18 protein-coding genes are annotated in these 18,524 nt (G+C 70.6%); 13 read left to right on the forward strand and 5 right to left on the reverse strand.

The genetic code is table 11. The features are described 5' to 3' along the window. Positions 1-75: 75 nt before the first annotated feature. From AB0J16_RS22130 to AB0J16_RS22145, 4 genes are all read left to right on the forward strand, one after another. Positions 76-651 (forward strand): transposase, encoded by a 576-nt coding sequence (locus tag AB0J16_RS22130; RefSeq protein ID WP_358542286.1) that lies wholly within the window; start codon positions 76-78, stop codon positions 649-651. Further along, positions 564-1,409, forward strand: coding sequence for a transposase (locus AB0J16_RS22135; protein WP_358543053.1), 846 nt, complete (start codon positions 564-566; stop codon positions 1,407-1,409). Before AB0J16_RS22130 ends, AB0J16_RS22135 begins: the two co-directional genes overlap by 88 nt. 131 nt (positions 1,410-1,540) lie before the next feature. Then, positions 1,541-2,182 (forward strand): TetR/AcrR family transcriptional regulator, encoded by a 642-nt coding sequence (locus AB0J16_RS22140; protein ID WP_358542288.1) that lies wholly within the window; start codon positions 1,541-1,543, stop codon positions 2,180-2,182. A 106-nt stretch (positions 2,183-2,288) separates the two neighbouring features. Next, entirely contained in the window at positions 2,289-3,275 is a 987-nt protein-coding gene (locus tag AB0J16_RS22145; protein WP_358542290.1) for an NAD(P)-dependent alcohol dehydrogenase, read from the forward strand. A gap of 62 nt (positions 3,276-3,337) precedes the next feature. Here the strand turns inward: AB0J16_RS22145 and AB0J16_RS22150 are convergent, their stop codons facing one another. Next, positions 3,338-3,718 carry a cupin domain-containing protein gene (locus AB0J16_RS22150; RefSeq protein WP_358542292.1) on the reverse strand — a complete coding sequence of 127 codons (381 nt, stop codon included), beginning with the start codon at positions 3,716-3,718 and terminating at the stop codon, positions 3,338-3,340. A 98-nt stretch (positions 3,719-3,816) separates the two neighbouring features. Here AB0J16_RS22150 and AB0J16_RS22155 point away from each other — a divergent pair, with 98 nt between their 5' ends. The 4 genes from AB0J16_RS22155 (at position 3,817) to AB0J16_RS22170 (ending at position 7,834) form a co-directional block, all read left to right on the forward strand. After that, positions 3,817-4,305: a 2Fe-2S iron-sulfur cluster-binding protein gene (locus AB0J16_RS22155; RefSeq protein WP_358542294.1), complete on the forward strand. Its 489-nt coding sequence runs from the start codon at positions 3,817-3,819 to the stop codon at positions 4,303-4,305. Next, positions 4,302-5,273 carry a xanthine dehydrogenase family protein subunit M gene (locus AB0J16_RS22160; protein ID WP_358542297.1) on the forward strand — a complete coding sequence of 324 codons (972 nt, stop codon included), beginning with the start codon at positions 4,302-4,304 and terminating at the stop codon, positions 5,271-5,273. The genes AB0J16_RS22155 and AB0J16_RS22160 overlap by 4 nt, the downstream gene beginning before the upstream one ends. Continuing rightward, positions 5,270-7,291 (forward strand): xanthine dehydrogenase family protein molybdopterin-binding subunit, encoded by a 2,022-nt coding sequence (locus tag AB0J16_RS22165; RefSeq protein WP_358542300.1) that lies wholly within the window; start codon positions 5,270-5,272, stop codon positions 7,289-7,291. The genes AB0J16_RS22160 and AB0J16_RS22165 overlap by 4 nt, the downstream gene beginning before the upstream one ends. A gap of 66 nt (positions 7,292-7,357) precedes the next feature. Continuing rightward, positions 7,358-7,834, forward strand: a complete 477-nt coding sequence (locus AB0J16_RS22170; protein WP_358542302.1) for a DUF6328 family protein — start codon at positions 7,358-7,360, stop codon at positions 7,832-7,834. Positions 7,835-7,861: 27 nt separating this feature from the next. Here AB0J16_RS22170 and AB0J16_RS22175 read toward each other — a convergent pair whose 3' ends face one another. After that, positions 7,862-9,346 carry an alpha/beta hydrolase gene (locus tag AB0J16_RS22175; RefSeq protein WP_358542305.1) on the reverse strand — a complete coding sequence of 495 codons (1,485 nt, stop codon included), beginning with the start codon at positions 9,344-9,346 and terminating at the stop codon, positions 7,862-7,864. Positions 9,347-9,506: 160 nt separating this feature from the next. On the opposite strand from AB0J16_RS22175, the gene AB0J16_RS22180 reads away from it, so the two are divergent. After that, a complete protein-coding gene (locus AB0J16_RS22180; RefSeq protein WP_358542307.1) occupies positions 9,507-11,051 on the forward strand; it encodes a beta-N-acetylhexosaminidase in 1,545 nt (514 codons plus the stop codon). Between the two features lie 18 nt (positions 11,052-11,069). Here AB0J16_RS22180 and AB0J16_RS22185 read toward each other — a convergent pair whose 3' ends face one another. Beyond that, positions 11,070-11,999 (reverse strand): carbohydrate kinase, encoded by a 930-nt coding sequence (locus AB0J16_RS22185; protein ID WP_358542310.1) that lies wholly within the window; start codon positions 11,997-11,999, stop codon positions 11,070-11,072. A gap of 150 nt (positions 12,000-12,149) precedes the next feature. On the opposite strand from AB0J16_RS22185, the gene AB0J16_RS22190 reads away from it, so the two are divergent. From AB0J16_RS22190 to AB0J16_RS22205, 4 genes are read left to right on the forward strand one after another with little or no spacing between them, the layout of a single operon-like run. Then, the gene (locus AB0J16_RS22190) at positions 12,150-13,133 is read left to right on the forward strand and encodes a sugar ABC transporter substrate-binding protein (protein WP_358542313.1); all 984 of its coding nucleotides are present in this window, start codon (positions 12,150-12,152) and stop codon (positions 13,131-13,133) included. Positions 13,134-13,143: 10 nt separating this feature from the next. Further along, the gene (locus tag AB0J16_RS22195; protein ID WP_358542315.1) at positions 13,144-14,106 is read left to right on the forward strand and encodes an ABC transporter permease; all 963 of its coding nucleotides are present in this window, start codon (positions 13,144-13,146) and stop codon (positions 14,104-14,106) included. Continuing rightward, the gene (locus AB0J16_RS22200; protein WP_358542317.1) at positions 14,103-14,909 is read left to right on the forward strand and encodes an ATP-binding cassette domain-containing protein; all 807 of its coding nucleotides are present in this window, start codon (positions 14,103-14,105) and stop codon (positions 14,907-14,909) included. Before AB0J16_RS22195 ends, AB0J16_RS22200 begins: the two co-directional genes overlap by 4 nt. A gap of 10 nt (positions 14,910-14,919) precedes the next feature. Then, positions 14,920-15,930, forward strand: a complete 1,011-nt coding sequence (locus AB0J16_RS22205) for a LacI family DNA-binding transcriptional regulator (protein WP_358542319.1) — start codon at positions 14,920-14,922, stop codon at positions 15,928-15,930. Positions 15,931-16,074: 144 nt separating this feature from the next. On the opposite strand, the gene AB0J16_RS22210 is transcribed toward AB0J16_RS22205, so the two are convergent. Continuing rightward, a complete protein-coding gene (locus AB0J16_RS22210) occupies positions 16,075-16,899 on the reverse strand; it encodes a PIG-L family deacetylase (protein ID WP_358542321.1) in 825 nt (274 codons plus the stop codon). Between the two features lie 59 nt (positions 16,900-16,958). After that, positions 16,959-18,350 carry a tetratricopeptide repeat protein gene (locus tag AB0J16_RS22215; protein WP_358542324.1) on the reverse strand — a complete coding sequence of 464 codons (1,392 nt, stop codon included), beginning with the start codon at positions 18,348-18,350 and terminating at the stop codon, positions 16,959-16,961. Positions 18,351-18,524 lie beyond the last annotated feature (174 nt).

Below are 18,524 nucleotides of genomic sequence, written 5' to 3' on the forward strand. Positions count from 1 at the left end.
CTGGCTCATAGACCAGATGATAATGTGTTCGAGTCGGTGAGACGTGAGCATCCCGTGGAAGAGGGGGTGTTGCGCATGCTTGCGGGCCGGAAGTACCGCTTGGAGTTCGACTCCGGGCAGGCCGCGTTCGCCGAAAGGCTGGGCGGGATCTGCCGGGCGGTGTGGAACACCGGTCTCGAACAGCGGCGGGAGTACCGGCGGCGCGGAGGGTGGATCACCTATGCCGAGCAGTGCGGGCAGCTCGCCGAGGCGAAGAAGGACCCGTACTGCGGCTGGCTCGCTGATGCGCCCGCCCAGGTGATCCAGCAGACCCTCAAGGACCTGGACCAGGCGTGCCGCAAGCATGGCACATGGAAGGTGCGCTGGAAGTCGAAGGCGAAGTGGCGGCCCTCGTTTCGCTTCCCCACCGCCGGACACCTGCCCGTGGAGCCGATCGGCCGCAAGTGGGGGCGAGTCTTCCTGCCCAAGTTCGGGTGGGCGCGGTTTCGGATGTCGCGCCCGCTCGGGGGAGCGTCAAGTCCGCGACCGTGTCCCGGGACGGCAAGCACTGGTTCATCAGTTTCCTGGTCGACGATGGGATCGCCGAGCGGCAGGAACACGCCCGCCCTGGATGGGTGGGCGTGGACCGGGGGGTGGTCACGGCCGCCGTGACCTCGGACGGGGAGTTCTTCGACCGCCGCCACGCCGGAAGCGGCGGTGTCTCCTCCAGGCGGCTGCCGCGGGAGACGAAACAGGACCGCAAGGACGACCTGGGGTATGTGACGGTCGGCGAAGCGGAACGGTATCTACGGCTGCAACGCCGGCTCGCCCGCACGCAGAAGGGATCGAGGCGGCGTCAGAGGGTCGTGGCCGCGATGGGTGAGGTCATGCGGCGGGTCCGGTGGCGGCGCGCTGACTTCAACGCCCAAGCCGCGCATCGGCTCACCGGTGTGTACGGGCATGTGGTCATCGAAGACCTGAACACGAAGGGGATGAGCGCGGCCGTCAAGCCGAAGCCCGACCCCGACCGGTCGGGCAGGTTCCTGCGCAACGGCGCGGCGGCGAAATCCGGGCTCAACACGGCGATTGTCGACAAGGGCTGGTACGGCCTGGGAGTCGCCCTTCGCTCGAAGGCGCGCTATACCGGCTGCGTCATCCATAAGATCAATCCTGTGTACACGTCCCAGACGTGCCCGGAACCTGTGTGCGGGAAGGTGGAGGAGAAGAGCCGCAAGAGCCAAGCGATCTTCTCCTGCACTTCCTGCGGGCACAGCGAGCACGCCGACATCGTCGGGGCGAGGAACATCAAGAGCAAAGGACAGGCGGCCGGGCTGGTCGTCTCAGGGCGTGGAGACCCACCCGGGTCCGCGAAACGTCAAGCACCCCGTTCCACAGCACAGGCCGCGCAAGCGGCACGAGCTGCCGCATAGCGGCACGGGAATCCCCGCCCCTTCAGGACGGGGAGCAGGTCAACTTGTACGATATGGCGCGGAGGTTGATCTAGGTGGCCACGCGGAATGGACCAAGGACCGAGCCCCGCACCCCGTTGAGCAGAGATCGGGTGCTCCGGGCCGCGATCAAGGTCGCCGACGAAAGCGGCATCGAGTCGCTCACGATGCGTCGTCTCGCGGAAGAGCTCGGCGCCGAGGCGATGTCGCTCTACTACCACGTGGCCAAGAAGGAAGACGTCCTCGACGGCATCGTCGGCGTCATCGCCGGCGAGATCAACGAGGCGGTCGGCCGGATCGACATGCCCTCCAAGGGAGCCGCCTGGAAGACGGCCGTGCGGCAGCGGATCCTGACCGCCCGCCAGGTCTTCCTGCGCCACCCCTGGGCGCCGCGCGTCTTCGAGACCCGTACCGACGTGAGTCCGGCGGTCGTGCGGTACTTCGATGCCCTGATCGGGCTCATGCGAGACGGTGGCTTCTCCAACGACCTGGCCCATCACGCGCTGCACGCCCTGGGGAGCCGGGCTCTGGGGTTCACCCAGGAGATGTTCGATCCGGGTGACGGGGCCGGTGACGATTCCGCGGCCATGCTCGACGCCATGGCCGAGCAGCTGCCCCACCTCGTCGGCATGCTGCGGGAGATCGCTCACGACGACCCCGACTCCACGCTGGGCTGGTGCGACGACCAGACCGAGTTCGAGTTCGGGCTGGATCTGATCCTCGATGGTCTCGACAGGATGCGCGAGAGCGCCTGACCCCCTTCGTGCTCGCCGGTCGCCTCCGGCGGCCCCTTGACCACCTTACGCCGTACGAGTACCTTACGGCGTACGACTTACGTTGTACGAATCGGAGGCACCCGCGATGAAGGCGATCGTCTTACGCACGTACGGCTCACCCGACGACCTGGCCGTCACCGAGATCGACAAGCCCGTGCCCGGCGCCGACGAGGTACTGGTCCGGGTCCGTGCCACCTCCATCCAGCCCTACGACTGGCACCACATGAGAGGCGAGCCGTACATCGCGCGCCTGATGCCCGGCAGCCTCGGGCTGCGCGGGCCGAAGATCCACATCCTGGGCGCCGATCTGGCGGGGCAGGTCGAGGCGGTCGGCAAGGACGTGACGGGGTTCAGCCCCGGCGACGAGGTCTTCGCGCAGTCCAACCAGGGCGGCTTCGCCGAATACGCGTGCGTCCGGGCGAGCGACCTGGCGCCGAAACCGAAGAACCTGTCCTTCGAGCAGGCGGCGGCGGTGCCGATGGCGGCCAACACCGCCCTGATGGGCCTGTGCGACCAGGGCCGCCTCCAGTCCGGGCACAAGGTCCTCGTCAACGGGGCGTCGGGCGGGGTGGGGACGTTCGCCGTGCAGATCGCCCGAGCGCTCGGCGCGGAGGTCACCGCCGTCTGTGGCGCGCGGAACGTGGACCTGGTCAAGTCGCTCGGCGCCACCGAGGTCATCGACTACACGACGGAGGACTTCACCCGGACCGGACAGCGTTACGACCTGCTGCTGGACATCGCGGGAAGCCGTTCAGGAGGGGCCTGCCGCCGGGTGCTGACCCCCAAGGGCACCTACGTCGCCATCGGCGGACCGCCCGGCCGATGGTTCCAGCCCGCCGCTCACGTGTTCGCGGCGGTGGCGTTCTCGCCGTTCGTGTCCCAGAGAATGGTCATGACGGACGTGGTCACCTGCCGGCAGAAGCGGCAGAATCTGCTCACGCTGACCCGGCTCATCGAGGACGGCGAGATCGCTCCGGTCATCGACCGCGGTTACCCGTTCGAGGAGATCCCGGCGGCCGTCCGCTACCAGGAAGAGGGTCACGTGGTGGGGAAGGTCGTCATCACGGTCTGAACGAAAGGGCCGAGGGTCGCCGACTACGGTCGCGCCGGCGACCCCCGCTGCGAAAGCAGGCCTCAGGCGCTCCGTGCCTTGGCGTACTCCGCGGCGCCGCCCGCGAAGTCGTACACCTCTACCTGCTCGTTCCCGACCACCCAGGCGTCGTGTCCGGGCGGGGCGACGAAGACCTCTCCCGGGCCGATCTCGGCCTCGGTGCCGTCGTCCATCCGGATGCGGAGCCGGCCTCGGACGACGAACCCGTTGTGATGGACCTGGCACGAATCGGTGCCGACGATCGGCTTGATGGACGCCGACCAGCGCCATCCGGGTTCGAACGTGGCCACACCGAAGCTCAGGCCCGTCAGGTTGCACACCTCGAAGTGGCCCATCGGGAAGTCCCGGCGCTCGTCGGGCTTGTCGATGCTCTTGACCTCGATCATGACGTCCCCCTTCGTCACCTTTCAGTCTCCCACCGGGTATTTCTCCGAACAAAGCCGACCAAGGGAACGAGGACGACGTGGGGTTGAGCCGTGGGCGCACCGGGTAGGCGAGCGCCATGGAGATCAGCCTGCAGGTCAACGGTTCGCGGCGGACCGTGGAGGTGGACCCGCGCGTCTCGCTGCTGGATCTGCTGCGCGAGCGGCTCGGACTGACCGGCTCGAAGAAGGGTTGCGATCACGGCCAGTGCGGCGCGTGCACCGTGCTGATCGACGGCCGGCGGGCCAACGCCTGCCTGGCGCTGGCCGTGGCGCAGGACGGATCGGACATCACCACCGTCGAGGGCCTGGCGGACGGCGACCGGCCGCACCCGCTCCAAGCCGCCTTCATCGAGCACGTCGCCTTCCAATGCGGCTACTGCACCCCCGGCCAGCTCTGCTCGGCCGCCGGAATGCTGGCCGAGGGCGGTCCGAGCGCCGTCACCGAGGACATGGCCGCCGACCCGGCGCTGACGGCCGAGGAGATCCGCGAGCGGATGAGTGGCAACCTGTGCCGGTGCGGCGCCTACCCGAACATCGTCACCGCGATCGCGGAGGTGGCGCGATGAGACCCTTCGAGTACGCGCGGGCCGGCGACCCCGCCGACGCCGTGGCCAGGTTCCGGCCCGGCGCGATGTACCTGGGCGGCGGCACCAACCTCGTCGACCTCATGCGTCTGGGCGTGGCCGAGCCCGAGTTCCTGGTGGACGTGAGCCGGCTGCCGCTCGACCGGATCGAGCCCGACGGCGACGGGCTGCGCGTCGGCGCCGCCGTGCGCAACAGCGACCTCGGCGCCCATCCGCTGGTCCGCGAGCGCTACCCGATGCTGGCGCGGGCGGTGCTGGCCGGGGCGTCCGGGCAGATCCGCAACATGGCGACCGTGGGCGGCAACCTGCTGCAACGCACCCGCTGCTCGTACTTCCAGGACGTCTCCAAGCCGTGCAACAAGCGGCGGCCCGGATCCGGCTGCCCGGCGATCGGCGGCGACCACAGCAACCTCGCCATCCTCGGACATTCCCCCGCATGCGTGGCCACCCACCCGTCCGACATGGCGGTGGCGCTGGCCGCGCTCGACGCCCGCGTGCACGTCACCGGGCCCGGCGGCGACCGGGTGATCCCGATGCCGGGGCTGCACCGGCTGCCCGGGGACGAGCCCGAGCACGACACCGTGCTGGCGCCCGGCGAGCTGGTCACCGCCGTGCACCTGCCCGCCCCGCCACCGGGCGCCTCCCGTTATCGCAAGGTCCGCGAGCGCGCCTCGTTCGCGTTCGCACTGGTGTCGATCGCCGCCGCCCTCGACGTCGCGGAGGACGGGACCGTACGCGACTGCCGGATCGCGCTCGGCGCGGTGGCGCACGTGCCGTGGCGGTGCGAGCGCGCCGAGCGGGCGCTGCGCGGCGCCCGGGCGGACGAGGAGAGCTTCACCCGGGCCGCCGAGGCCGAGCTGGAGCGGGCCCGCCCGCTGCCGCGCAACGCGCACAAGGTGCCGCTGGCTCGCAACCTCATCGTCCGCACCCTGCTGGAGCTGGCACCATGACCCGGATCGAGGGGCACGACAAGGTCACCGGCCGCGCGACCTACTCGGCCGAATACCCGATCGAGGGCGTCACCTACGCCTACCCGGTCCAGGCCGGGATCGTCAGGGGCCGCATCACCTCGATCGACGCGGCGGAGGCGCTCGTCCTGCCGGGCGTGCTGGCCGTACTGTCCAGCGAGGACCCGCCCGAGCTGGCCCCCGACGCGGACCCGGAGCTGGCGCTGTTCCAGCGCCGCGAGGTCGCCTACCGGGGGCAGTTCGTCGCCGCCGTCGTCGCCGACACCTACGAGAACGCCCGCGCGGCCGCGCGGGAGGTGCGGGTCACCTACGAGGAGGACCCGCACGACGTACGGCTGCGCGGCGACCACCCCGGGCTCTACCGGCCGGAGAAGGTGAACCCGTTCTACCCGGCCGACACCGAGAAGGGCGACCTGGCGGCCGGGCTGGCCGCGGCGGCCGTCACCGTGGACGTGACGTACACGACCCCGGCCGTGCACAACAACCCGATGGAGCCGCACGCCACGCTCGCCGTCTGGAGCGGTGACGGCGACCTGACCGTCTACGACTCGACGCAGGGCGTGTCCACAGCTCGCGTCATGATCGCCAAGACGCTCGGCCTGCCCGCCGAGCGGGTGCGCGTGGTCTGCCGCCACATCGGCGGCGGCTTCGGGTCCAAGGGCACCATCCGCCCCGGCACCATGCTCGCCGTCCTGGCGGCACGGGCCGTCGGGCGGCCGGTGAAGGTGGCGCTGACCCGGCAGCAGCTGTTCGACGTCACCGGCTACCGGACGCCGACGATCCAGCGGGTCCGGCTCGGCGCCGACGCCGACGGCCGCCTCACCGCCGTCGAGCACGAGGTCGCCGAGCAGAGCTCGACGCTGGTCGAGTTCGCCGAGCAGACCGCCACCCCGGCCCGCACCATGTACGAGACGCCCGCGCTGCGCACGGCCCACCGGCTGGTCCGGCTGGACGTGGCCACCCCGTCGTGGATGCGCGCTCCGGGCGAATGCCCCGGCATGTACGCGCTGGAGTCGGCCATGGACGAGCTGGCCATCGCCACCGGCCTGGACCCCGTCGAGCTGCGCGTGCTCAACGACGCGGAGACCGAGCCGGAGAGCGGCCTGCCGTTCAGCTCCCGCAACCTGGTGGCCTGCCTGCTGGAGGGCGCCCGCCGGTTCGGCTGGGAGGGGCGCGACCCGACGCCGGGCGTCCGCCGCCAGGGGCGCTGGCTGATCGGCACCGGCGTCGCCTCCTCCACCTTCCCGGCCTTCCGGCGCCCGTCCCAGGCCACCGCCACTGTCGAGAACGGCGGCTATGTCGTGCGCGTGGCCGCCGTCGACCTCGGCACCGGCGCCCGCACCGCGCTGACCAAGATCGCCGCGACCGCGCTCGGCGTCCCGCCCGACCAGGTGCGGATCGAGCTGGGCGACAGCGATCTGCCCCCCGCCCCGGTGGCCGGCGGCTCCATGGGCACCGCCTCCTGGGGCTCGGCCGTGGTGGCCGCCTGCGAGGAGGCGCTGCGCGACGGCAAGCACGGCGCAGCCGACACCACCGACGCCATCAAGGCGCAGCAGGACCTGGCCAGACACGCCTTCGGCGCCCAGTTCGCCCGGGTACGCGTGGACATGGACACCGGCGAGATCCGCGTGTCGCACCTGCTGGGCATCTTCGCCGCCGGGCGGATCATCGACGAGCAGCTGGCAATGTCGCAGTTCGTCGGTGGCATGACGATGGGTGTGGGCATGGCGTTGATGGAGGAGAGCGTCGTCGACGACGAGTTCGGCGGGTTCAGCAACCACGACCTGGCTCAATACCACGTGCCGGTGTGCGCGGACATCGAGCGGATCGACGCGGCCTGGATCGAGGAGGACGACCGGCACCTCAACCCGATGGGCACCAAGGGCATCGGCGAGATCGGCATCGTCGGCACCGCGGCCGCCATCGGCAACGCGGTCTATCACGCGACGGGCATCCGCGTCCGCGACCTGCCGATCACCCCCGCCCGCCTGCTCTCTTGAAGCTGGCCCTGCGCGAATAGATCGCACTTTCGCATGAAATTCCCTGATCTAGGTAGATGAAGGCACATGGAACCGGACAGGGAAACGCAGAAGGAGCGGGCCGATCGCAACTTCGTGGAGCTGCTGCAGAGCGCACGGGTGGCGGTGACCGGAGTCCAGGTGCTGTTCGCGTTCCTGCTGACGGTCCCGTTCTCGCAGGGGTTCGACAAGCTGAGCCTGGCCGACCGGCGGCTGTTCTACGTGGCACTGGTCAGCGCCGCCATCGCGTCGATCTGCTACATCGCCCCGGCCGCCCAGCACCGGGTGCTCTTCCGCCAGGGCCTGAAGGAGATGCTGGTCCGCCGCTCCAACTTGTACGGCATCGCCGGGGCGCTGGCCCTGGCCGTCTCGATGACCGCGGCCACCATGCTGGTGGTCGACTACCTGTTCCACAGCACGGTGGCGGTGATCACGGCCGTCGTCGTCGCCGCGCTGGCCGTGTGGACCTGGTTCGTGCAACCGGCGATGGACCGCTCGGCCAAGGGCGACGACGACACGAGCTGACCCCGGTCGCGCACGACCGGGGCCGGGTCAGATCTTCGGGCACATCTTCCCGTCGCGCGGCGGCACCCGGGTGATCAGATAGCGGTCGACGGAGGTGTTCACGCAGGCCGAGCCGGTGCCGTAGGCGGTGTGGCCGTCGCCGTCGAAGCTCAGCAGCACGCCCGAGGACAGCTGAGAGGCCAGCGCCTTGGCCCACTTGTACGGCGTGGCCGGGTCGCGCAGGGTGCCGACCACCAGGATGGGCGGCGCGCCCTTGGCGTGGATGGCCCGGTTGACCGTCTTGCTCCTGACCGGCCAGAAGTCGCACGCACTGGCCACGGCCTTGCCGGAGCTGATCGCCTTGGCCTGGCGCACCGCTCGCCGCCAGGTCGGGTGGTCGAGGCAGTCGATGGCCGCGTGCGCCTCCATCATGTTGGCGTAGGTCGCGTCGGGGCCGCGCTCGTTGTACTGGTCGGCGTACTGCAGCAGGAGCGTGCCGTCGCCCTTGAACGCCGTGCCGAGCGCCTGCCGCAGGGCCGGCCACGACCGCTGGTCGTACAGGAGGCTGTTGAGGCCGGTGTACACGATCGCCTGCGTGGCCTGCCTGCCGTCGTAGGTGTTGACCAGCGGCGCCTTCTCGGTCCGGTCGTGCAGGGCGCGCATCTGCTTGGTGATCGCGGTGACCGTGTGTTTCTTGAAGGGGCAGTCCTTGTGCTTGAAGCAGTCACGCGCGAAGGACTCGAAGGCCACGCCGAAGCCGTCCTGCTGGCCCGCGCCGAACTCCGTCGCCGTCGTCGTGGGGTCCTCGGCGCCGTCGAGCACCATCGCGCGCACCCTGGCCGGGAACAGGTTCGCGTAGGTGGCGCCGAGCAGGGTGCCGTACGAGAAACCGAGGTAGGTCATCCGCGACTCGCCGAGACCGGCGCGCAGCACGTCCATGTCACGGGCGGCGTTCGGCGTGCCCACGAAGGGCAGGAGCGCGCCGGAGTTGGCCTGGCACGCCTGCGCGAGCCGCAGCTGCGCGTAGTTGTACATCTTCACCTCGGCCTTCGAGTCCGGGGTGTCGTCGACGGAGTGGTACCAGTCGGCCACCTGGGTGGGCATGCAGCGCACGGGGCTGGAGGCGCCCACACCGCGCGGATCGAAGCTGACCAGGTCGAAGCGCGAGCGGAGGGCGGCGGTGAACTTCACCTTCGCGGTGCCTCTCAGCAGGTCGACGCCCGACCCGCCGGGGCCGCCGAAGTTGATCACCACGGAGCCCAGGCGCTTGCCGCCCTTCGCCGGCAGTTTGATCACGGCGATCTCGATCCGTTTGCCCGACGGCTTGGTGTAGTCGAGCGGCACCTTGAGCTTCGCGCACTGGAAACCCCCCTTGCAGGGGGTCCAGGCGAGCCGCTGCCCGTAGTAGGCGCTCAGGCCGGGCGGTGTGTCGGCCGTCCGCGCGGGCTGTGCCGTCGCGGGCTCGGCGGTGACCAGACCCGCGGAGAGCAGGCCGATGACTAACGGGGTGATGACCCCGAGAAGGCGTCGCATATCTCTGTCCTCGTCTGGCGGCCGAGTGGATATCGCTCAGTGACTCTCCGATGGTTGGGCGCGGTGGTTGCGAGGCTCTTGAAGGCCGCTGGCCGAGCGCGTGCAAGCGTTATTTGGAAAGTTTCTTTACTAGCGCGGATCACGTCCGTATGGTGAGGCCATGAGCCTGCGCACAGTGCTGATCCTGGTGGCGGCGCTCGTCGCCACGTCGGTCTCCGCCTCCCCGAGCGCGCGCGCCGCCGCGCCCCTGAGCTTCGGCGGGGTGGTTCCCGCCCCGGTCAGCGCGACGCCCGCCGCCGGAGTCACCTACCGGATCACCTCGGCCACCAGCCTCTACAGCGACGTCCCCGCCGTCGGCGAGCAGCTCGCCCGGCAACTGCGGCGCTCGACCGGCTTCCCCGTGCCGATCGTGGTCGCGCCGCCCGCCGGCGGCATCTCGCTGCGGCTGGGCAGCGTGAGCGGCGGCGAGGAGGCCTACCGCCTCGACGTGACCGCCACCGGGATCACCGTGCTGGCCAACGGGGCCGCCGGGCTGTTCAACGGGGTGCAGACGCTGCGGCAGCTGCTGCCGTACGCGGCCGACAGCGCGAGCGTCCAGCCGGGGCCGTGGCCCGTGCAGGGCGGGCGGATCACCGACGCGCCGCGCTACGCCTACCGCGGCGCCATGCTCGACGTCGCCCGCCACTTCTTCCCCCTGGCCGCCGTCCAGCGGTACATCGACCAGATCGCCCTCTACAAGATCAACTACCTGCACCTGCACCTGTCCGACGACCAGGGCTGGCGGATCGTCATCGACTCCTGGCCCCGGCTGGCCACCTACGGCGGCAGCACCGCCGTCGGCGGCGATCCGGGCGGCTACTACACCAAGGCCCAGTACCAGGAGCTCGTGGCCTACGCCGCGGCCCGCAACATCACGGTCGTGCCCGAGATCGACCTGCCCGGCCACACGAACGCCGCCCTGGCCTCCTACGCCGAGCTGAACTGCGACGGCGTCGCGCCGCCCCTGTACACCGGCACCGACGTCGGCTTCAGCTCGCTGTGCACGTCGAAGGAGCTCACCTACACCTTCCTCGACCAGGTGCTCGGCGAGCTGGCCGCACTCACCCCCGGCCCCTACCTGCACCTCGGCGGCGACGAGGCCAGCTCCACCAAGCCGGCCGACTACGCCGCGTTCATGAACCGGGCGCAGGCCATCGCCGCCGCGCACGGCAAGACCGTCATCGGCTGGCACGACATCGTCAAGGCGACGCCGCTGCCCTCCACGGTCGCTCAATACTGGGGCACCACGCCGGACGACAGCGCCGTCGCGGGCGCCGGGCGGAAGGTCATCATGTCCCCGGCCAGCCGCGCCTACCTCGACATGAAGTACAACCGGCGCACCCCGCTCGGCCAGGACTGGGCCGGGCTGATCGAGGTCAAGGACGCCTACGGCTGGAACCCGGGCGCCTACCTGACCGGCCTGCCGGCGCAGCAGGTCCTGGGCGTGGAGGCGCCGCTGTGGACCGAGACGATCAGGACGTCGGCCGACATCGAGTACATGGCCTTCCCGCGCCTGCCCGCCATCGCCGAGCTGGGCTGGTCCCCGTACGCCAAGCACGACTGGACCGCATTCAAGCAGCGGCTCGGCGCGCAGGGGCCGCGCTGGCGCGTCCAGGGTGTGAACTACTACCACTCCGGGCAGATCACCTGGCCCGCCGGTTCCTGAACCGACTCTTGTACGGCGTCACCGCCCGGCGGTCTCGTTGAGCTGGTGCGCCCACGGCGGGTTGGCCCCCGCGACCGAGCACGTCAGCGCCGCCACCCGGGCCGCGAAGGCGGCGGCGTCGGCGGCCGTCTCCAGGTCCAGCCCGTCCAGCCGGCCGCCGAGCAGCCCCCGCACGCCCAGCCGGTGCAGCAGCCCGGCGGTGAAGGAGTCACCGGCCCCCACGGTGTCGACGACCTCGACCCGGGGCGCCCGTACCGTCGCGCGCTCCCCGTCCAGCGACACCAGCGCGCCGTCCGCGCCCCGGGTGATCACGATGAGCCTGGCACCGGCCGCGTGCCAGGTGTCGCAGGCACGTTCCAACGGCTGATCCGGCATCAGGAAGGACAGGTCGTCGTCGCTGAGCTTGAGGATGTCGGCCACCGCGCACCACCGCTCCACCGGGTAGGCGTCCCGGCCGGCCAGGCTGGGCCGTACGTTCGGATCGATCGAGACCGTCGCGTGCGCGCGGGCATCCGCCGCGAACGACTCCACCGCGGCGCTGCCCGGCCGCCTGACCAGCGCGAGCGACCCCGTGTGCAGGCAGGACCACCCGCTCGGGTCGACGGCGGCCAGCTCTTCGGCCGTCCACTGCCAGTCGGCGGTGCCCTCGGCGTGGAAGCTGTAGGCCGCCTGGCCCCGCTCGTCGAGTGAGGCCACCGCCAGCGTGCTCGGCTCGGCGGCCGGTACACAGGCCGACAGGTCCACCCCGGAGGAGGCGAGGTGCTCGCGGAACAGCTCGCCGAACACATCCGCCGACACGCGCCCCAGGAACCGCGTCGAGGTGCCGAGCCGGGCCAGAGCCACCGCCGTGTTGGCGGGTCCGCCGCCCGGCAGAACCCGGAGCTCCAGCTCGCCGGGGCGCCGGTCGGCGAAGGCGTCCGCGACGCATTCGCCCAGGACAGCGATCATCAGGGCCAACCTTTCAGCCATGTTTGCAGATTTGTTACACCCAGGGGGCATTGACGTTTCTAGAAAGGGAGTCCATCATCGCAGCACGGCGAATGTCAACGTTGACATATGTCAACGATGACATTGAATCATCCCTGATAGGAAGCCACCATGATTGCTAGGCTCTCGGCCGGACTTCTGGCCGCCGCGCTCCTCGTCACCGGCTGTGGCGGCAACGAGCAGAAGGCATCCACCAGCACCAACAAGGTCGGGCTGATCACGAAGACGGAGACCAACCCGTTCTTCGTCAAGATGAAGGAAGGCGCGCAGCAGGCCGCCAAGTCGTCGGGTCTGGAGCTGATGACCGCGGCGGGCAAGTTCGACGGGGACAACGCCTCCCAGCTCACTGCCATTGAGAACATGGTCGCGGCCGGGGTGAAGGGCATCCTCATCACGCCCAACGACACCAAGGCGATCGTGCCCGCGATCAAGAAGGCCAGGGACGCCGGCGTCGTGGTGATCGCGCTGGACACGCCGACGGACCCGCAGGACGCCACCGACGCGCTGTTCGCCACCGACAACCTCAAGGCGGGCGAGCTGATCGGCCAGTACGCCAAGGGCGCCATGGCCGGCAAGACCGCCAAGATCGCCACGCTGGACCTGGCGCCCGGCATCACGGTCGGCCAGCTGCGTCACGACGGCTTCCTGAAGGGCTTCGGCATCGCCAACGGCGACCCGTCCATCGCCTGCTCCCAGGACACCCGCGGTGACCAGTCCAAGGGCCAGGAGGCGATGGAGAACTGCCTGCAGAAGGCGCCCGACATCAACCTCGTCTACACCATCAACGAGCCCGCCGCGCTCGGCGCCTACACCGCGCTCAAGGCCAAGGGCCGCGAGAAGGATGTGCTGATCGTCTCGGTGGACGGCGGCTGCACCGGCGTCAAGGCCGTCAAGAGCGGGCAGATCGCCGCGACCTCGCAGCAGTACCCGCTGAAGATGGCCGAGGACGGCGTCAAAGCCGTTGCCGACTTCGCCAAGGGCGGGGCCAAGCCCAAGGGCTACATCGACACCGGCGTCACGCTGATCACCGACAAGGCCGTCCCGGGAGTGGAGTCCAAGGACACCACCTTCGGCCTGGCCAACTGCTGGGGCTGACATGGCCGTCATGGAAGCGACGCTGCCGCGCCGCATCATCACCACACCGACGGCGGGACCGCTGGCCGCGCTCGTGCTGGCCTGCGTGTTCTTCGCGGTCAACAGCGACCAGTTCCTCACCGGCGGCAACTTCTCGCTGATCATCCAGCAGGTGATGGTCGTCGGCACGCTGGCCATCGGCCAGACGCTCATCATCCTGACCGCCGGCATCGACCTGTCCAACGGCGCGATCATGGCGTTCGGCGGCATCGTGATGACCAAGCTGGCCGTCGGCAGCGGGCTGCCCCCGCTGCTCGCGGTCGCCGCCGGACTCGCCGTCTGCGCCGCGTTCGGGCTGGCCAACGGGCTGCTGGTGACGCGGATCTCGCTGCCGCCGTTCATCGTCACGCTGGGCATGCTGAACGTGGTGTTCGCGCTGACCCACATCTACTCCGAGGACCAGACGGTCACCGATCTCCCGAACGCGCTGACCTTCCTGGGGCAGACCTTCAAGGTCGGCGGCACGAACGTCACCTACGGGTCGCTGCTCACGATCCTGCTGTTCCTGCTCTTCGCCTACCTGCTGGGGTACACCGCGTGGGGCCGTCACGTGTACGCGCTCGGCAACAGCCAGGAGGTCGCGCGGCTGACCGGCATCCGCACACAGCGGCTGACGATCGGCGTCTACACAGTCGCGGGCCTGGTGTACGGCATCGCCGCCCTGCTGCTCGTCTCCAGGACCGGCGTGGGCGACCCGCAGGCCGGTCAGACGGACAACCTCGACAGCATCACCGCGGTCGTACTCGGCGGGACCAGCCTGTTCGGCGGCCGGGGCCTGGTGATCGGCACGCTGATCGGCGCCCTCATCGTGGGGGTCTTCCGTAACGGCCTGCAGCTCATGGGCGTACCGTCGATTTACCAGACGCTCATCACCGGCATCCTGGTGATCCTCGCCGTCGCCGTCGACCAGCTCTCCCGCAGGAGGACCCGATGACCCCCGTGCTCCAGGCCCGCGGCCTGGTCAAGCGATACGGCCACGTGGTCGCGCTCGACGGCGCCGACTTCGACCTGATGCCCGGCGAGGTGCTCGCCGTCATCGGCGACAACGGCGCCGGCAAGACCAGCCTGATCAAGGCGCTGACCGGCGCGCTGCAGCCCGACGAGGGCGAGATCCTGCTCGACGGCAAGCCCGTCCGCATCCGCGACCCCCTGGAGGCGCGCCGGCTCGGCATCGAGACCGTCTACCAGGAGCTCGCCGTCGCGGCCTCGCTCGACATCGCGACGAACATGTTCCTCGGCCGCGAGCTGCGCAAGCCCGGACCACTCGGCGCGATCTTCCGGATGCTCGACAAGAAGCGGATGCGCGAGGAGTCGGCCAAGCACATGGCCGACCTGAAGATCGGCCTGCGCTCGCTCACCCAGTCCGTCGAGTCGCTGTCCGGCGGCCAGCGGCAGGGCGTGGCCGTGGCCAGGGCCGTGGCGTGGGCCTCCCACGTCGTGGTCATGGACGAGCCGACCGCCGCGCTCGGCGTCAAGGAGTCTGGGCAGGTGCTGGACATGATCAAGCGGGTCCGCGACCGCGGCATGCCCGTCGTCCTGATCAGCCACAACATGCCGCACGTCTTCGAGATCGCCGACCGCATCCACGTCCAGCGGCTCGGCCGCCGCGTCGCCCAGATCAAGCCGGGCGACCACAGCATGGCCGAGGTCGTGGCCATCATGACCGGGGCACTCCAGGTGTCGGAGGGCAAGTCGGTCGTGACGGACAAGGACGCGGCGGAGGCGATCGGCCTCTAGCATGGGCGAAATGCGGCGTCCCACCATGACAGACGTGGCCCGTGAGGTGGGCGTCACCGCCAAGACCGTCTCACGGGTGCTCAACGACGACGGACCCGTGGCCATCGAGACGCGCGAACGCGTCATGGCCGCGGTCCGCAAGCTGGGCTACCAGCCCAACCTGATGGCGCGCAACATGCGGGTCGGCGCCAGGGACGCCGCGATCGGGCTGGTCATCCCCGAGATGGGCAACCCGTTCTTCGGCACGGTGGCGGGCGGCATCGAGAACGCCGTCCGGGCCCGCGGCCTGACCCTCATCGTCGGCTCCTCCAGCGAGACCGCCGAGCTGGAGCAGTCCCTGATCGCCACCTTCCTGGCCCGGCGGGTCAGCGCCCTCATCGTGGTCCCCTCGGCCGGCAGCGACCACCGCTACCTGCGTACGGAGCGGGTCGCCGGCCTGCCCATCATCTTCCTCGACCGCCCGGCCGTCGGCCTGACGGCCGACAGCGTGGTCAGCGGCAACCGGGCCGGCGCGCAGGCCGGCATCGAGCACCTGATCGGGTACGGTCACCGCCGGATCGGCTTCATCGGTGACCTGCCCGCCACCCTCTACACCCGCCGCGAACGCTTCCAGGGCTACCGCGACGCCCTGGAGCAGGCGGGCCTGCCGTTCGACCGCACCCTGGTGGAGACGGGCCACGACCAGGAGGCGGCCCGCGCGGCCACCCTGCGCCTGCTCGCCCTCGACCGCCCGCCCACGGCTCTGTTCGCGGCCAACAACCTGGCCTCCATGGGGGCGGTGGTCGCACTGGCCCGAGCAGGGCGGCGGGACGTGGCGCTGGTGGGGTTCGACGACCTGCCGCTGGCGGAGGTCCTGGACCCGCCGCTCACCGTCGTGGCCCAGGATCCGGCGGCCATCGGGGAGGTGGCGGCGGAGCTGGTGCTGTCGCGCCTGGACGGCGACCGCTCCCGCGCCCGGCGACCACTGGTGCCCACCCGGCTGATCGTCCGGGGGTCGGGTGAACTGCCGGCGCCCTCCTGAGCCGATTATCGGCAGTCGCCGACGAACTCAACGGCCGCCTACGCGAAACGCTCGACCGGGATACCCCGGCCGAGCGTTTCGCTGAGCTCCTGGCCGCAGCCGGCTGACAAGCGGCGTTGAACCCGCCCATCGGCGGGTTTCAGGTCAGCGCAGCCCCGCGAACAGGTCGTCCTCCTGGTCCGGTGCCGCCGTCACGCGATTGACGATCCGGGTGAACGCCTCGCTGGAGAACGCCGCCTGCTGGGCCTCTTCGGGCATCTGGAACAGGAAGATGTTGTCGCCCTGGCTCGCGTGCGCTCGCAGTGCCTTGAGCTTGCGTTCGACGTAGGGGGCGACGTCGACGACGGCGGTCACGAGCTCGTCGGGGGTGCCGAAGTCGTCGGAGGGCTCGAAGTCGCCCAGGTCGATGCCGCTGCTGCGGACGAGCTCGAACATGCGCTTCATCGCCGAGCGGGGGAGGGCCGTGTAGTAGAGCTTGTCGGCGACGCCGGTCGCCTCGACGGCCGCGACCGTGATGCGATGGGCCTGGACGTGGTCGGGGTGGTTGTAGCCACTGCCGCCGGTCTCGTCATAGGTGACCACGACCTGCGGGCGATACTGCTTTATCAGCTCGCCGAGCCGGCCGGCGGCCAGGTCGACGGGCACGTTGGCGAAGGCGTCGGGGTGAGCGTTGGTGTCCCAGCCGTCCATGCCGGAGTCGCGGTAGCCGAGCAGCTCCAGGTGGTCGATGCCCAGGTGACCCACCGACTCGCGCAGCTCCGCCAGTCGCCGCTCGGCCACCTCTTCGGCGACGTGGCCGGGGTCGCCGGGCTTGACGCCGCCGGGCCCGTCGCCCTGCTCGCCGTTGGTGCAGGTGACCAGGACCGTGCGGATGCCCTCGTCGGCATAACGAGCGAAGACGCCGCCAGTGCTCAGGCATTCGTCGTCGGGGTGGGCGTGCACGGCCATCAGGGTGAGTTGCCGATCCATGGTGGAGACCCTACTGCGCGGAGCCGACAGTTCCGCACAAGGCGGACAGCGGTGCTCGGTCAGGTGCGGTGGGTCAGTTCGTCGGCTCGGAGGCGGGCCGTCGCGGCCGCCGCGCGGTCGCCGAGCGCATCGGCGAGGGCACCCTGCTTGAGCCAGTTGAACGGGCTGCACGGCCGCACGCTGATCCGCTCGCTGACCAGGACCCGCGCCAGATCCCGGCGCCCGCCGCGCAGTGCCGCCTCCAGGAGCGTCTTCTGTACGGCGTCCCGCTGCGCGTGGCTGCCGCCGAACTCGTTGACCCGATGCCTGATCGGATAGAGCAGGTCCACGACCGCGTCGTGGTCGCCCCGGCCGAAGGCGACCAGCGACCGGCAGACCGGCAGGCCGACGTGGGCGGTCATGGCGTGGTTGGTGATGTTCGGGTGGGATTCGGACAGGTAGGTCTCCCGGCTCGCGATGAGCCTCTCGGCCTCCGCGACCCGGCCCGCGCCCACGTACGACATGACGGCGTGCATGTCGTTGAAGGCGTAGAACGGCTCGGCCACCTTGGCGGGCCACGCGTCGGCCAGCGCCCGCCAGCGTTCGTGCTGGCCGGAGCCCTCCAGGAGCAGCCGCCACAGCAGCGCGGCGGCGTCGAGCAGTTCCATCGAGCCCTGACCGCCCGCCAGCGCCGCGTCGTAGATGGCCAGAGCCCGGCCGGTGTCGCCGGCCTCCAGCGCGTAGAGGGCGTAGTGCCACCAGGTGTGCACGTTGAAGAACGTGCCGGTCGACCAGTCGCCGAGCCGGGCGTCGAGATAGCGGATGCCGTCGCCGAACCGGCCCTGCATCTCGTAGGTGTGCACGACCGCGTGGATGCCCCAGACGTCGCGCGCGTTCAGCTCGACCGCCCGCAGCCCCACATCCTCCGACCGGTCGTAGTGCCCCGCCTCCTCCAGGCCGAACGCGTACATCCCGAGCACATGACCGTAGTGCCGGTCGTCCTCGTGCCAGGCGTTGAGCGCGCCGCCGATCCTGTCGCGCAGCGAGCGGGCGTCGCCGGTGAAGAAGTCGACCTGGTGCCCCGCCGCCAGCGCCAGGGCGTCGCGGGGGTACTGCTCGGTGATCGCGCCGAGGAGCCTGCCGCAGGTCAGGAAGTCGCCGTCGAGCAGCGCCTGGACGGCCTCGACGTGCGCGCGTTCGCGGGGCAGGAGCGCGGCGGCGTCGCCGCGGCCGCGCCAGGCGGCGAAGCGCTGCCTGGCGGTACGCGCGTCCTCCACCTCCGTGGTCAGCAGCCCGAGGTACGCGGTCAGGACCTGCCCCATCGGGAAGTCGGGCGCCTCGGCCAGGGCGGCGGCGGCCTCGATGTCGACCTCGGCGCGGAAGTGCAGCAGCTCGTCGATCGCCCGGTCGTAGTGGCGGGCGGCGGCACCGCCCGCGCCGCTCATCGCCAGCCCGTGCTGGTCGTCGGTCACCCGGCCACTATAAAAGGCGGCCGGTCGGCAGGAGCTGGGCGGCGCGCGGCGCGGTCTTGCAGTACGGCCGGTCGGCAGGAGCTTGGTGGCGCGCGGCGCGGTCCTGCTGTACGGCCGGTCGGCAGAAGCCGGAGCGACGCGGCACGGCCCTGCGTGTTGGGCCGGTTGGCAGAA

The organism is Nonomuraea sp. NPDC049750 (assembly GCF_040659625.1).
Taxonomy (GTDB): Bacteria; Actinomycetota; Actinomycetes; order Streptosporangiales; family Streptosporangiaceae; genus Nonomuraea.